The 15,086-nt window shown below is 58.6% G+C and carries 11 protein-coding genes and 1 pseudogene; 1 reads left to right on the top strand and 11 read right to left on the bottom strand.

Translation table 11 applies throughout. The features are described from left to right. Positions 1 to 97 precede the first annotated feature (97 nt). Entirely contained in the window at positions 98 to 2,836 is a 2,739-nt protein-coding gene (gene secA / locus Q675_RS30425) for a preprotein translocase subunit SecA (RefSeq protein ID WP_023011434.1), read from the bottom strand. Positions 2,837 to 2,925: 89 nt separating this feature from the next. Continuing rightward, positions 2,926 to 3,864: a M23 family metallopeptidase gene (locus tag Q675_RS30420; protein ID WP_227499564.1), complete on the bottom strand. Its 939-nt coding sequence runs from the start codon at positions 3,862 to 3,864 to the stop codon at positions 2,926 to 2,928. Positions 3,865 to 4,095: 231 nt separating this feature from the next. Here Q675_RS30420 and Q675_RS30415 point away from each other — a divergent pair, with 231 nt between their 5' ends. Beyond that, entirely contained in the window at positions 4,096 to 4,545 is a 450-nt protein-coding gene (locus Q675_RS30415) for a DUF721 domain-containing protein (protein ID WP_011785904.1), read from the top strand. 11 nt (positions 4,546 to 4,556) lie between these two features. On the opposite strand, the gene lpxC is transcribed toward Q675_RS30415, so the two are convergent. From lpxC to murD, 9 genes and pseudogenes are all read right to left on the bottom strand, one after another. Further along, positions 4,557 to 5,471 carry a UDP-3-O-acyl-N-acetylglucosamine deacetylase gene (gene lpxC / locus Q675_RS30410; protein ID WP_011785905.1) on the bottom strand — a complete coding sequence of 305 codons (915 nt, stop codon included), beginning with the start codon at positions 5,469 to 5,471 and terminating at the stop codon, positions 4,557 to 4,559. Between the two features lie 378 nt (positions 5,472 to 5,849). Next, positions 5,850 to 6,839, bottom strand: a pseudogene (ftsZ, locus tag Q675_RS30405) (cell division protein FtsZ); the annotation flags it as partial. 100 nt (positions 6,840 to 6,939) lie between these two features. Further along, positions 6,940 to 8,175: a cell division protein FtsA gene (ftsA, locus tag Q675_RS30400; protein ID WP_011785907.1), complete on the bottom strand. Its 1,236-nt coding sequence runs from the start codon at positions 8,173 to 8,175 to the stop codon at positions 6,940 to 6,942. A gap of 36 nt (positions 8,176 to 8,211) precedes the next feature. Continuing rightward, a complete protein-coding gene (locus Q675_RS30395) occupies positions 8,212 to 9,051 on the bottom strand; it encodes a cell division protein FtsQ/DivIB (RefSeq protein ID WP_011785908.1) in 840 nt (279 codons plus the stop codon). Next, on the bottom strand, positions 9,044 to 10,021 hold the full coding sequence (locus Q675_RS30390; RefSeq protein ID WP_023011432.1) for a D-alanine--D-alanine ligase: 978 nt from the start codon (positions 10,019 to 10,021) through the stop codon (positions 9,044 to 9,046). Before Q675_RS30390 ends, Q675_RS30395 begins: the two co-directional genes overlap by 8 nt. After that, positions 10,014 to 11,459, bottom strand: coding sequence for a UDP-N-acetylmuramate--L-alanine ligase (murC, locus tag Q675_RS30385; protein ID WP_011785910.1), 1,446 nt, complete (start codon positions 11,457 to 11,459; stop codon positions 10,014 to 10,016). The genes Q675_RS30390 and murC overlap by 8 nt, the downstream gene beginning before the upstream one ends. Further along, positions 11,452 to 12,543, bottom strand: coding sequence for an undecaprenyldiphospho-muramoylpentapeptide beta-N-acetylglucosaminyltransferase (gene murG / locus Q675_RS30380; RefSeq protein WP_014420636.1), 1,092 nt, complete (start codon positions 12,541 to 12,543; stop codon positions 11,452 to 11,454). The genes murC and murG overlap by 8 nt, the downstream gene beginning before the upstream one ends. Next, a complete protein-coding gene (gene ftsW / locus Q675_RS30375) occupies positions 12,536 to 13,735 on the bottom strand; it encodes a putative lipid II flippase FtsW (RefSeq protein ID WP_014420635.1) in 1,200 nt (399 codons plus the stop codon). Before ftsW ends, murG begins: the two co-directional genes overlap by 8 nt. Next, the gene (gene murD, locus Q675_RS30370; protein ID WP_031211442.1) at positions 13,735 to 15,075 is read right to left on the bottom strand and encodes a UDP-N-acetylmuramoyl-L-alanine--D-glutamate ligase; all 1,341 of its coding nucleotides are present in this window, start codon (positions 15,073 to 15,075) and stop codon (positions 13,735 to 13,737) included. Before murD ends, ftsW begins: the two co-directional genes overlap by 1 nt. Positions 15,076 to 15,086 lie beyond the last annotated feature (11 nt).

Below are 15,086 nucleotides of genomic sequence, written 5' to 3'. Positions count from 1 at the left end.
GTCTCCTTGATTTTTCCTGATCTTCAAACGACAGAACCCGCAAGCGCCAGCGCACTGGCGAATTGCGGGTTCTGGTTTCCGGGTACTCGGTGGCTGATCAGCTCACCTTTCCGCAGCATTGCTTGTACTTTTTGCCAGACCCGCAGGGGCAGGGCTCGTTACGGCCGACCTTGCGCTCCTGGCGGACAAAGGTCTCCGGGGTTGCCTGCTGGCCCTGCTGGCCACTGTCACCCTCACCTTCTGCCTGGGCGGCACTGGCCTGCTCGTGGCGGAGTTTGGCGCGCGCCATTTCCCGCTCCAGCTCTTCCTTGCGTCGACGTTCGATTTCCGCCATTTCCTCCTGGCTCTGAACCCGCACATGGCACAAAACCCGGGTAACGTCACGCTTCATGGTATCGAGCATGGTTTCGAACAGGTTAAACGCCTCGCGCTTGTATTCCTGCTTCGGGTTCTTCTGAGCGTAGCCACGCAGATGGATACCCCGGCGCAGGTGATCCATGTTGGACAAATGCTCCTTCCACAGGGTATCCAGCACCTGCAGGAACACCTGCTTCTCAAACTTGCGCATGGCTTCGGAACCGGCCACTTCTTCCTTGGCCTTGTACTCAGCCACAATGGCGTCGAGAATCTTCTGGCGAAGATTGTCTTCATACAGTTTATTGTCGTCCTTCAGCCACTGCTGGATGGGCAGCTCAATCGCCATCTCGGACTGCAACTGAGCCTCCAGCCCCTGCACATCCCACTGTTCGGGCATGCTTTGCGGCGGAATAAACTCACTGACCACCGAATCCACCACGTCTTCGCGAATGGTATCGATCATCTCGGAAATGTCGTTGGACGCCATCACCTCGTTGCGCTGCTCGTAAATGACCGTACGCTGATCGTTGGCGACATCGTCGTATTCAAGCAGCGTTTTACGCATATCGAAGTTGCGGCCTTCGACCTTGCGCTGCGACTTTTCAATGGCATTGGTGACCATCCGGTGCTCGATGGCTTCACCTTTCTTCATGCCCATGGCCTGCATCAGATTCTTCACGCGCTCCGGCGCAAAGATCCGCATCAGGTTGTCCTCCAGCGAGAGGAAGAATCGGGAAGAGCCCGGATCCCCCTGACGACCGGCACGACCCCGGAGCTGGTTATCAATCCGGCGGGACTCGTGACGCTCGGTACCGATGATGTGCAGGCCACCGGCGTCCAGTACCTGGTTGTGGCGCTCAGTCCACTCCGCCTTCATGCGAGCCACTTCCTCTTCCGAGGGATTATCCAGGGCCGCAACTTCGTACTCCCAGTTGCCACCGAGGACAATATCGGTACCCCGACCCGCCATATTGGTGGCGATGGTAACCGCACCCGGGCGCCCTGCCTGGGCAATAATCAAGGCTTCCGATTCGTGCTGTTTGGCGTTCAGGATCTTGTGGTCAATGCGCGCCTTCTTCAGCAGCATGGACAGAAGTTCGGAGGCTTCGATGGACGCGGTGCCCACCAGAATGGGCCGCCCCTCTGCGGTCACATCCTTGATTTCGTCGATGATAGCGTGGAATTTCTCTTCCTGGGTCAGGTACACCAGGTCGTTGTAATCAATCCGCTGAATAGGCTTGTTCGGCGGAATAACCACCACGTCCAGACCGTAGATCTGGCGGAATTCGAAAGCTTCGGTATCGGCGGTACCGGTCATACCGGCCAGCTTGTCATAGAGACGGAAATAGTTCTGGAAGGTCGTCGACGCCAGCGTCTGGCTTTCGGCCTGAATCTTGAGCCCTTCTTTTGCTTCAATCGCCTGATGCAGACCTTCGCTCCACCGGCGTCCGGGCATGGTCCGGCCAGTGTGTTCATCTACGATCACCACCTGACCGCCCTGGACAATGTAATCCACGTCTTTCTGGAACAGGTGATGGGCTCGGAGCGCCGAGTGCACATGGTGCAGCAAGCTCAGGTTGGCGGCCGAATACAGGCTTTCACCCTCCTTCAGCAGGCCCTGACCAAGCAGCAGATCTTCAACCTTCTCATGACCGGATTCGGTCAGTTCAACCTGACGGGATTTCTCATCAATGGTGAAGTCACCGGAGGATTCACCTTCCTCGCTCACCTCGCCTTTCTCAAGACTCGGCACCAGAGCATTGACGGCCTGATACAGTTTGGAAGAATCCTCAGCGGCACCGGAAATAATGAGCGGGGTACGGGCCTCGTCGATCAGGATGGAATCGACTTCATCGACAATGGCAAAGTTAAGACCGCGCTGAACCTTGTCCTCAATGCTGAAGGCCATGTTGTCGCGCAGATAGTCGAAACCGAATTCGTTATTGGTGCCATAGGTGATATCGGCCTGATAGGCGGCACGCTTTTCTTCCGGCGGCTGGCCCGACGCCACTACTCCCACCTGCATGCCGAGGAAACGGTAAAGTTTGCCCATCCATTCGGCGTCACGGCGAGCCAGGTAATCGTTCACGGTTACCACGTGCACGCCTTTACCGGGAAGCGCATTCAGGTAGACCGCGGCGGTAGCCACCAGAGTTTTCCCTTCACCGGTCTTCATTTCGGCTATTCGACCTTCATGCAGGGTCATGCCCCCGATGAGCTGGACATCGTAGTGGCGCATGCCCATCACCCGGCGGCTGGCCTCCCGCACTGTGGCAAACACTTCAGGCAGCAGGCTGTCCAGCGCTTCACCTTCATCAAGTCTGCGCCGGAACTCAGCAGTCTTGCCTTGCAACTCGGTGTCAGACAATGCGCCAAACTGTTCCTCAAGTTCATTGATACGCGTGACTACTTTGCGCATCCTCTTGATTTCTCTGGCGTTCTTACTGCCGAACATCTTGGTTGCAAGCTTTGTGAACATAGACCACTGCTTCTTCAGTTAAACGGAGGAAGCCGGCATTCTAACCTTATTTGGCGACAGGACAAAAGGCGGGGTTCACGGGAATGGAATCAGCGGCTTGCGCGCTGGATGTATTTCACGGGATTTTCGGATTTACCATTGCGGATAACTTCAAAATGCACATGGGGGCCGGTGGACCGGCCGGTGCTGCCCATCAGTGCAACAACCTGGCTTTTCTGCACCACATCCCCAACCTTAACCTTGATGGCCTTGGCGTGGGCATACCGGGTAACCAGGCCGTCGCCATGGTCGATTTCAACCAGATTTCCGTAGCCATAGCGCTCGTCGGCCCAGGTTACAACACCAGCCGCCACGGCAATAATGTCGCTGCCTTCCTTGCCCGCCAGATCAACACCGGCATGCCAGGTACGTTTTCCGGTAAAAGGATCCGAGCGGTATCCGTATTTGGACGAGAGCCAGCCCCAGGTGATCGGCCGCCCCTGCACATAGAGCTCATCTTCCAGCTTTTTGCGGGAAGCGACTTTATCGAGCAGGCGCAGTTGCTTTTCACGATCGTTGATCTGCTGTTCCAGCTGATTGATCATGTCCGTCAGCTCGGGAGCCGTGTAGGAATCCCCGGGTAGCGCATCTTCTTCGGGGCCACCAACCGCTGCCGGCTTGTCAAAATTGAATTCATCGCTGGCGACCATGCCGGTTTCCACGAATCGCTGGCCGAGCGCATCCAGGCGCAGCAGACGACCCTGAATCTGGCCCAGCCGAAGGGTCAGCGCATCAATCTGCTGCTGCACGTTCTCACGAACCCGGGCGACTTCGTCCTTCTGATCTTGCAGCCTTTCATTCCAGCCGGCCACAAGCTCAGACTCGGTGGGTTGCCGAGCTTCAAACTGACTGATCGCCACCTGATAGCCAGCCCATCCGGCTGCCGCCAGCGTGGCCAACACCAGAAAGACCAGGCCACACAACAGCGGCCCATTCAGCGGTATTGCCCTGGACTGACCGTGACGTTTGCCTACGAAAATTACGTTCATATCGTCTTTCGGTTTCATTGTTGAGCCGCAACCGTATCCCTGTAGTGCTGCGACCCGGAAATATTCCGAGCGGGTCTGCCATCCTTGGCAACAACTACGTACTGAATAATCGCAGCGCCCGGTAGACTCTCTCACTCGTGACAATGTAAAACGAGAGTAACAATGGCGCTACGCACAAAGCGTGCCGAAGTGTAACCAATCGTAAACAGGCTCGTCGAGAAAAAAGCGACCATGACGGAAAAAAATGATCAAAAAATGATCTTTGGCAAAGGGTCGGCTGGCAACAATACGCTCAAAGAGCTGATGTCCAAAGCCGAACTGCACCTACAGGCCGAACAACTGGTACTCGCGGCCATTCCCGCAGAACTGTCCGAGGGTACCCGATTTGTCAGCTGCCGGGAGGGGGAACTGGTGCTGTCCACTGATAACGCGAGCAAAGCCACGCGACTGCGCTTCCGCCAGCACGAGATCATGTCGGCACTGAGGGAGAATGAACTGTTCCGCTACGTCTGGAAGGTCAGAATCAAGGTCAGCCCACCCAGATTCGCCAGCCGACGCAAACCGGTAAAAGAGCCGCTCAGCAAAGAAAATGCCCGGCTCCTCCAGGAGGAAGCCGGGCACACGAAGGATAAAGCTCTACGCGAGGTTCTCGAAAAACTCGCCAGCCACGTCCGGGATTAAGGCTTCCCGCCTTAACCCGCCGCCAGCACAGGTTTCATGTAAGAGATAGGTGCAGTGGCTTCATCATCGAAGGTCACTACTTCCCATGCGTCTTCTTCTGCTCTGAGCTTGCGCAGCAGCTTGTTGTTCAGGTCGTGACCTGATTTGATACCACGGAACTCACCAATCAGGCTGTTGCCCAACAGATAGAGATCGCCGATGGCATCCAGTACCTTGTGCTTGACGAACTCGTCATCGTAGCGGAGACCGTCCTCATTGAGGATCTTGTAGTCGTCCACCACAATCGCATTATCCACGCTGCCACCCAGTGCCAGGTTCATCGCCCGCAGCTTTTCGATATCACGCATGAACCCGAAGGTTCTGGCCCGGGACACTTCCTTCACAAAGGAGGTGCTGGAAAAGTCCACGGTCGCTGTCTGGGCACGGCCCTTGAAGACCGGGTGATCGAAATCAATCCCGAAGCTCACCTTGAAGCCTTCAAACGGCAGGAAGGTAGCTTTTTTGTCGCCCTCTTCCACAGTGACTTCGCGCTTGATGCGGATAAAACGCTTGGCCGCTTCCTGCTCGGAGATACCGGCAGACTGAAGCAGGAAAACGAACGGCCCGGCAGAGCCATCCATGATCGGCACTTCTGCAGCGCTGAGTTCGACAAAACAGTTGTCGATGCCGAGACCAGCCATGGCGGAGAGCAGATGCTCTACCGTCGCCACACGGACACCGTCTTTTACCAGCGTCGTGGACAGCATGGTCTCACCCACATTCTCCGCACAGGCACGGATTTCGACCATCGGGTCGAGGTCCGTGCGGCGGAAGATGATCCCCGTATCGACGGGTGCTGGCTTCAGGGTCAGGTATACCTTTTCCCCGGAATGCAGGCCAACACCGGTCGCGCGGATGGTGTTTTTGAGTGTCCGTTGTCTGATCATCGGTTCATTATTCCGTCACAAAAAGTCGATATTCTGAGCAAAAAACTGCCCGGAGAATATCAGAATTCAAGACTGAGTACCATTTAACCAACATGACTTTACTTAACTTTTGCAATAGTCATGAGCTATGGCGCATCAGCTCAACTTAGGCGGAAGCTTATGCTTTCTGATTCACAGTAAAGCCAGCCCTGCCACGGTTGAAACAGATTATCAATCAGCCTGCCGGCGAAGGAATGCGGGAATATCGAGATAGTCCACGCCCTGTTCTTCGCTTTCTTTGCTCTGATCCAGCGCCACATTACCCTGGGCAACCGCACGACGACGCAACACGGCCGGGCGATCCAGCTGGTTGTAATCGGTCTTGCCATCGAGGGTACGGGTGTTGTCCACCACCTTGGTCGGCTTCTCGCGCTCGCCACCCAGGCCAGTCGCCACAACAGTAACCTTGAGCTCGTCGGTCATTTCCGGATCGATCACGGTACCGACCACCACAGTGGCTGAATCGGACGCGAATTCGCGCACAATGTCGCCCACTTCGGAGAACTCGCCCAGATTCAGGTCCATACCAGCGGTGATATTGACCAGAATACCCTTGGCACCCTGCAGGTTGATATCTTCGAGCAGCGGGCTGCGAACCGCGGCTTCTGCGGCTTCACGAGCACGATTCTCGCCGGTGGCGCGACCGGTACCCATCATCGCCATGCCCATCTCGGACATAACCGTTTTCACGTCGGCAAAGTCGACGTTGATCATACCGTTGCGGGTAATCAGGTCAGCAATGCCCTGAACCGCACCCAGCAACACATCATTGGCGGAGGCAAAGGCATCCAGCAGGCTGGTTTTCTTGCCCATGACTGCCAACAGCTTTTCATTGGGAATGGTAATCAGGGAGTCAACGCTCTCTTCCAGTTCCTTCAGACCGGCTTCAGCCACGCTCATGCGCTTGCCGCCTTCAAACTGGAATGGCTTGGTAACCACCGCAACCGTAAGGATACCCAGCTCACGGGCAACTTCAGCAACCACGGGGGCTGCTCCGGTGCCGGTACCGCCACCCATGCCGGCGGTGATGAACACCATATCGGAGCCGCTCAGAGCTTCGGCAATACGGTCGCGATCTTCCAGTGCAGACTGGCGACCGACTTCCGGATTGGCACCCGCACCCAGGCCCTTGGTGATGTTGCCACCCAGCTGAATAATCTGACGTGCGTCCAGGTCCTTCAGGGCCTGGGCATCTGTGTTGGCGCAGATAAATTCAACGCCTTCCACGTCGCTGTTGAGCATGTGACGAACGGCGTTGCCACCGCCACCGCCAACACCGACGACCTTGATAACTGCGTTCTGCTGAACATTATCAACGAGTTCAAACATTTCCCCTACTCCTTCGTGCTGTGTCCGGCCTTTCCAGGCCGGTTGCTTCAATCGTTGTGTTTTTTTCGAGAGACCTTCGTGTACTGCAACCGGAACACCGTCAGAAATGACCGGTGAACCAGGCTTTCATGCGCTCAACCAGCGAGGGAGCCTCCTCCCCCTTGAGCACCGGCGCCCGGCCAAGATCCATTTGCCGGAAGCCATGGATCAACAATCCGACGCCAGTGGCGTATATCGGGTTGTTGACCACTTCCGTCATACCGGAAACCGCCTGCGGACAGGCCAGTCTTACCGGCATGTGGAAGATTTCTTCAGCCAGCTCCACCACCCCTTCCATGGTGGACGAGCCGCCTGTAATCACGATGCCTGCCGGGATCAGATCCTCGAACCCGGACCGGCGCAACTCAGACTGCACCAGCGTGAACAGCTCCTCATAGCGGGGCTCAACGACCTCCGCCAGAGCCTGACGCGAAAGATCCCGCGGAGCCCGGTCTCCCACGCTGGGAACCTTGATGGTTTCTTCCGCACCCGCCAGTTGGGTCAGGGCGCAGGCGTACTTGATCTTGATTTCCTCGGCATTCTGGGTGGGCGTGCGCAACGCCATGGCAATGTCGTTGGTCACCTGGTCACCGGCGATCGGGATGACGGCGGTATGGCGAATTGCCCCGCCCGTGAACACGGCAATGTCGGTTGTACCACCACCGATATCCACCACACAGACGCCCAATTCCTTTTCATCCTCGGTCAGGATGGCGTGGCTGGAAGCCAGTTGTTCCAGAATGATGTCGTCCACTTCCAGCCCGCAGCGTTTGACACACTTCTCGATGTTCTGGGCCGCATTCACGGCACAGGTCACCAGGTGAACTTTGGCCTCCAGCCGCACACCGGACATCCCCATCGGTTCCTTGATACCTTCCTGGTTATCGATGACGAACTCCTGAGGCAGGATGTGCAGGATTTTCTGGTCCGCCGGAATCGCCACCGCCTGGGCAGCGTCAATCACCCGGTCAATATCAGCCTGGGTGACTTCCCGGTCCCGGATCGCCACGATGCCGTGGGAATTGAGGCTCTTGATGTGGCTGCCAGCAATACCGGCGTACACCGAATGAATGCGACAACCCGCCATCAGTTCGGCCTCTTCAACCGCGCGCTGAATGGCCTGTACCGTAGTTTCAATGTTCACCACTACACCGCGCTTGAGCCCCCGGGACGGGTGTGAACCGATACCGACCACTTCGATGGTTCCATCCATCTTGCGCTTGCCGACTATCGCCACCACCTTGGAGGTTCCAATATCCAGGCCGACAATCATGTTTTCCGTTTCAACCGATGACATGTGTTTCACCAAACCCCAGGTTCGTAGTAATCGTTATCAGGATTTCGGAGCAGCCTGAGCCACGTCCGTCTTCCACTGCACCGCTACCCCGTTCGAGTAGCGGACATCTATGCGGCTGACCTCATCAACCCGCGAGGCCAGACGGTTCTCATAAACGGTGATAAAGCGTTCAAACCGTTGTTCTACCTGATCTCGCCCCAGCACCACTTCGATGCCATTGCTGAGAGTCAGGGTCCAGGCGCCACGTTGCTCCAGCGCCAGTCCGGCAAAACCCAGGCCATATCCCACCAACTGCTCGCTCATGGTTCGGGCCATACCGATCACGTCCCTGACCCGCTCATCCGGCCCAGCCAGACGAGGCAGCTTTCCGGCCACCTCCGGATTCGGCGGCGAGAACAGTTCGCCTGAACGGCTCACCAGTCGACCATCGGTCCAGTAGGCCAATGGCTTCTTTTCCCGAATATCGATTTCAAGACGGCCTGGCCAGACTCGCTTTATCGCTGCCGACGCCACCCAGGGGCGCCGTTCCAGTTCAGCCTTGATGTCAGCCAGATCGGTGGCGAAATAGCTTTTGCCAATCCAGGCGCCGGCCGCTCGCTCAATAGCCGTCTGGCTGTCGCCAACAAATTCGCCCCGCACATCCACCGCCAGGATCTGCTGATCCATGGCGGTCAGCATCCGGTCCGTTGCCCAGGGCACCATGGCGGCCAGAAGTACCACCGTTGCGCCCAGGCCGACCTGCAACCAGGGTACGGCCGACAGCACAGCTTTCAACACACCAAACCGGTCCCGCTCAGGCCCGACAGAGGTTGCCCCCCGGCGGCGTGGCGGTTCGGGCGGTACCGCCCGGCTCCGGATCAGCAACGTCTCAAGCATCGATGCCCTCCGCCAGCGTATCCCTGAGAATTCGCACCACCAGTTCTTCAAAACTGATGCCGGCCGCCTTTGCAGCCATCGGCACCAGGCTGTGGTCCGTCATACCGGGAACCGTGTTCACCTCAAGCAACCAGAACTCACCGGTCCGGTCCTGCATGATGTCGACCCGTCCCCAGGTGCGACAGCCCAGCACCCGGAAGGCATCCAGGGCCAGATGCTGCAATCTCAATTCGTCATCCGGCGCCAGACCACAGGGAATACGGTACCGGGTATCGTCCGCCAGGTACTTGGCGTCATAGTCGTAAAAGGCGTGATCGGTGCTCAGGCCAATCGCCGGTAACGCTTTGTCCTGTAGCAGGCTGACGGTAAACTCCGGCCCTTCGATCCACTGCTCTACCAGCACCAGATCATCCAGCCGGGCTGCCGCCTCATAGGCTTCAGCCAGCTCTGCCGCGCTGTTCACTTTGCGGATACCGATACTCGAACCTTCGTGGGCCGGTTTCACACTCAGGGGCGTCCCCAGTGCGGCCACAATGCCCTCAGCCTCGCCCACTGACGTCATGGCGCGAAATGCCGGCGTAGGCAGCCCGCAACCCTCGAACACATACTTGGTCCGCAATTTGTCCATGGCCAGTGCCGATGCCAGCACCTCACTGCCGGTATAGGGAATGCCAGCCTGCCCAAGGATCGCCTGCAGGGTGCCGTCCTCACCGCCGCGGCCATGGAGGGCAATAAACACACGATCGAAGTCGGGTTCGTCCACGGTACGCAGCAGGCAGCCCTGAATGTCCCGGCCAACCGCATCGATACCCGCCGACTGCAGCGCGGCCAGCACGGCTTTGCCACTTTTCAGGGATACTTCCCGCTCGGCGGAATCGCCCCCCATGAACACAGCCACGCGCCCCAGCGCCCGAACCAGTTCGGGGTGAGCCTGATACGGCTGAATGTCGTTGTGGGTCAGATCACTCACTTGCCTTGACTCCTGCTGCTGCCAGCCTTGCCGCTACACCACCGATATCGCCAGCCCCCTGGGTGATCAACAGATCGCCATCCTGCAGCACATTGGCCAGCAGACTCTCGATTTCACGATTATCTTCAACAAACACGGGCTCTACCTTGCCCCGCTGCCGGATGCTCCGGCACAGAGCCCGCCCGTCCGCTCCCGGAATCGCCGGCTCACCCGCGGAATACACATCCATCAGCAACAGCCCATCCACTTCGGACAATACCCGCACGAAATCCTCGTAAAGGTCCCGGGTGCGGGTGTATCGGTGTGGCTGATACAGCATCACGATCCGGCGCTGGGGCCAGGCTTCGCGGGCAGCGCGGATGACGGCCTCCACCTCGGTAGGATGGTGGCCGTAGTCGTCCACCAGCGTCGCTGCTGCTTTCGGGGTCCGGTACTCGCCGTACACCTGGAACCGTCGACCAACACCGGCAAATCCAGCCAGCCCGCGGCAGATGGCCTGGTCGTCCACCCCCTCGTCGGTCGCCACGGCAATCGTTGCCAGGGCGTTAAGAACGTTGTGACGACCCGGCATTTTCAGCTCCACCTGGAGATCCGGCCGACCACCAGGGCGACGAACCAGAAACCGGGTCTTCAGACCATCAGAGGTAATGTTCTCCGCCCGGTAATCAGCATCAGGATTGTCGATGCCATAAGTGATAATGGCCCGGGAAATGCGTGGAATGATCTCCTGAACGTAGTCGTCGTCCACGCACATAACCGCAACACCGTAAAACGGCAGGTTGTGCAGGAAGTCCACGAAGGTCTGCTTGAGCTTTTCGACATCCCCACCGTAGGTGTCCATGTGGTCAGCTTCAATGTTGGTGACCACAGAAATAACCGGTGTCAGATGCAGGAACGACGCATCGCTTTCGTCGGCTTCTGCCACCAGGTAACGGGAACCACCCAACTGGGCATTGGTTCCGGCGCTGTTGAGTTTGCCACCGATCACAAAGGTGGGGTCCAGTCCGGCCTCTCCCAACACGGAGGCAATCAGGCTGGTGGTTGTGGTTTTGCCGTGGGTACCGGCCACAGCGATACCATGGCGATAGCGCATGATCTCCGCCAGCATCTCGGCCCGGGGTACAATCGGTACCCGCCGTTCACGGGCAGAGACCACTTCCGGGTTGTCGCCGGCAACGGCCGAAGACACTACCACCACGTCGGCCTGATCGGTGTTTTCGGCGCGATGACCGATGTACACATCGACATCCATTGCCCGCAGGCGCGCAGTAACAGCACTGTCCCGGATATCAGAGCCAGATACGTCATAGCCCTGGTTCTTCAGGACTTCGGCGATACCGCTCATCCCGGCACCACCGATCCCGACAAAATGGATGCGGCGGATCCGGCGCATTTCCGGCACCTGATAGACCAGTGGCGGATTGGTTGCATCAGCCATTGGCGGCCTCCAGACAGTAATTCACGACTCTCTCCGTTGCATCAGGGCGGGCCAGCGAGCGGGCGGCCTTCGCCATAGTCAGAATTCGTTTTCGATCTGTTGCCAGATCTTTCAGGGTTTCCGCCAGCACCTCCGGGTTCAGCTTTGGCTGCGGAACCAGAATGGCCGCCCCGGCTTTCACCATGTGCTGGCCGTTCCGGGTCTGGTGGTCATCGACCGCGTGGGGGAATGGCACCAGCACCGCGCCAATTCCCGCCGCACAGAGCTCAGACACCGTCAGCGCTCCGGCACGGCAGATCACCAGATCAGCCCAGCCATAGGCCTCCGCCATATCGCGGATAAAGGGCTCAATGCTGGCACTGACTCCGGCTTCGTCGTAGGCCGCCCGGGCCGCCTCGAGATTCTTCTCACCGCATTGATGCCGAACATCCGGGCGATCAGCCTCCGGCATCAGCGCTAGGGCCCGAGGCAGCTGCTGATTGAACACCTGTGCTCCCAGGCTGCCACCAATAACCAACACCCGGAGCCTGCCACTTCGGCCCGCCAATCGTTGTTCGGGGGCGTCCATCGACGCCACTTCGCCCCGCACCGGATTGCCAGTACAGCGGGTAACCGTCTGGTCACCAAAACTGTCAGGAAACGCCTCAAGCACCGTTTCGGAAAAACGTGTGAGCCAACGGTTAGTCATTCCAGCGATGGCGTTCTGTTCATGAATCACCAGCGGCTTGCGCATCAGCCAGGCGGCAATACCACCCGGCCCGGTGACAAAACCGCCCATACCTACCACGCAGTCGGGGCGGATCCGGCGCAAATGGGTGTAGGCTTCGCCCAGGGCGCGCATCAACCGGAACGGTGCCAGCAGCAGCGCCAGCTTGCCTTTACCGCGCAGGCCGGAAATGTGAATGAGCGACAGCGGAATATCGGTGTCTCCAATCAGACGTTCTTCCATGCCGCCGCTGGCCCCGAGCCAGTGCACCTCGTGCCCCCGTTGCTGCAACGCGCGGGCTGTGGCCAACGCAGGAAACACATGGCCGCCGGTGCCGCCAGCCATCATCAGGAAGCGACGGCGAGGTGAATCAGTCATACACTGCTCCTCCTTTGCGCCCGCTGCTCTTTGTTTCCGATGCCACCCTGGCCCGATCCTGCCGCTCCAGTTCTACCCGGGCGATAACCGCGATACCAATGCAGGTAACCATCAGGCTGGAGCCGCCATAACTGACCAGAGGCAGGGTCAAGCCTTTGGTTGGCAACAGCCCTGTACTTACTGCCATGTTGATGCCCGCCTGCAACCCGATCAGCAGCGTGATGCCGTAGCTGAAACAGGCGCCGAACGCCATGCCGGCTTTCTCCGCACGCCGGGCAATCACCAGGCCACTGACCACCAGCGCCGCAAACAGGCCGAGCACCACCAGCGCTCCAAGCAAACCGAACTCCTCGGCAATAATCGCGTAGATAAAGTCCGTATGGGCCTCTGGCAGGAAGAACAGTTTCTGTACCGAGTTCCCCAGGCCAACGCCCACCCACTCGCCTCGACCAAAGGCAATCAGCGACTGAGTGAGCTGATAACCACTGTCGAACTGGTCTTTCCAGGGGTCGAGATAGCTGACCACCCGCTTCAATCGATACGGTTGGGTGACCACCAGAATCGTACCCAGCGCCGCCAGTACGCCAATCAATGGCATGAACCGGCTAAGCCTCACGCCACTCAGAAAAATCATGCCGGCCGCCGCCGTCACCAGCACCACCGTTGCGCCGAAGTCGGGCTGGATAACCAGCAACACCGATGCCACGCCCAAAACTCCCAGGGGTTTCAGGAAGCCCGGCCAGGTATGGAGCAGTTCTTCCCGCCGACGGACCACATAACCGGCCAGGTAGGCTATGAGGCAGAGCTTGGCGACTTCAGACACCTGAACATTGAACAGCCCCATGGGAATCCACCGGGTAGAACCATTAACCGTGCGGCCGAGCGGCGTCAGTACCAGCACCAATACCAGAAGGCCAATGCCCAGCAGCAGCCATCCGCTGCGCTCCCACCAGGATACCGGCACGTTGACAGCAACAAGAGCCGTGGCACAGCCAAGACCGGCGAACAGGATCTGGCGAATAACGTAGTGGTAACTGTTGCCCAACGTGGCGGCCGCCATGTCCATCGACGCTGACGAAATCATCACCACACCAGTCACCAGCAAGGCCACGGAGGTAATAATCAGCACCGGCAGCGGCTGCAACTCACCCGCCACACCCTGATAATGAGGAACGCTGACGCCTGCCTGCATCACAGCCCCTCCACCAAAGCGCGGAACTGTTCGCCGCGATCGTTGTAATCCCGGAACATGTCAAAGCTGGCACAGGCTGGAGACAACAGCACCCGATCGCCCGGCTCCGCCGCCTGGCGGGCAAGGCTGACCGCTTCTTGCAGTGACGTTGCGCGATACTGCGGCACTGACGCGCCTACCGCCTCGGATATCTTGCCGGCATCGCGTCCAATCAGCACCAAGGCCCTACAGCATGCGGCCACCGGCTCTGCGAGCGGCTGAAAATCCGCGCCTTTGCCATCTCCGCCTGCGATCAGGATCACCTTGCCTGAATCCGGCACCAGGCTTTCAATGGCGGCTACCGTGGCACCAACATTGGTACCTTTGGAATCATTGATGTAATCCACCCCATTCAGGTTGCGGACGAATTCACAGCGATGGGGCAGCCCCCGGAAGCTGCGGGCCACCTCCAGCATCGACTCCATGGCCAGGCCAGCCGCGTGCCCCAGCGCCAGAGCGGCCATCACGTTGCTGATGTTATGCCTGCCCATCAACTGGAGTTCACTGGCCAGCAAAAGGTTATCCAGGCCCCAGGTAATCCAGGTACCCTGGTCATCATCCCGGGTACTGAAGGTCTCCGGATTCACCCGGTTAAAGCCAAAACACAGAAACCTCAGGGTATCCCGAGCCATGGGCGTGCTCAGCGCATCGTCGAGGTTCACGATGGCATTTTTGCAGCCACGGTAGATCCGTTGCTTGGCCTGGAAATACGCCATCTTGTCCGGGTACCGGTCCATGTGATCATCGCTGACATTCAACACAGTGGCCGCCAGCGCCCCGAGTTCTTCAGTGGTCTCCAGCTGAAAACTCGACAGCTCCAGCACATATAGATCCGCACCCTGGTCCAGCAAATCCAGCGCGGGCGTACCGATATTGCCGCCCACCTGCACATTGCGGCCCGCAGCTCGTGCCATTTCCCCGACCAGGGTTGTTACCGTGGTTTTGCCGTTAGAGCCGGTGATGGCAATGATCGGCGCGTCGGCCGCATCGGCGAATAAATCGATGTCGCCGCGAATCCGGGCGCCCCTGGCCGCCGCACCGGCAATCGCCGGCTCTGCAATACTGATTCCCGGGCTGACGACCAGCTCATTGAAACCGGCAAACAGGTCCTCATCAAACTCGCCCAGGTAAACCGGGACGTCTGGCCAACCGGCCTTCAGCTCATCCAGGCCTGGAGGCTGAAGGCGACTATCAGCCACAGCAATCTCACGCCCCTGCCCGGACAGGTAACGCACGCAGGAAAGCCCGGTCTTACCGAGCCCTACGATTAACGTGCGACGATCCGAAACAATGACACTCATAGCCGTAGCAA

Origin of the sequence: Marinobacter sp. EN3, assembly GCF_000475315.1 — a bacterium.
GTDB lineage: Bacteria > Pseudomonadota > Gammaproteobacteria > Pseudomonadales > Oleiphilaceae > Marinobacter > Marinobacter nauticus.
This window is presented reverse-complemented; position numbering and strand designations above follow the sequence as displayed.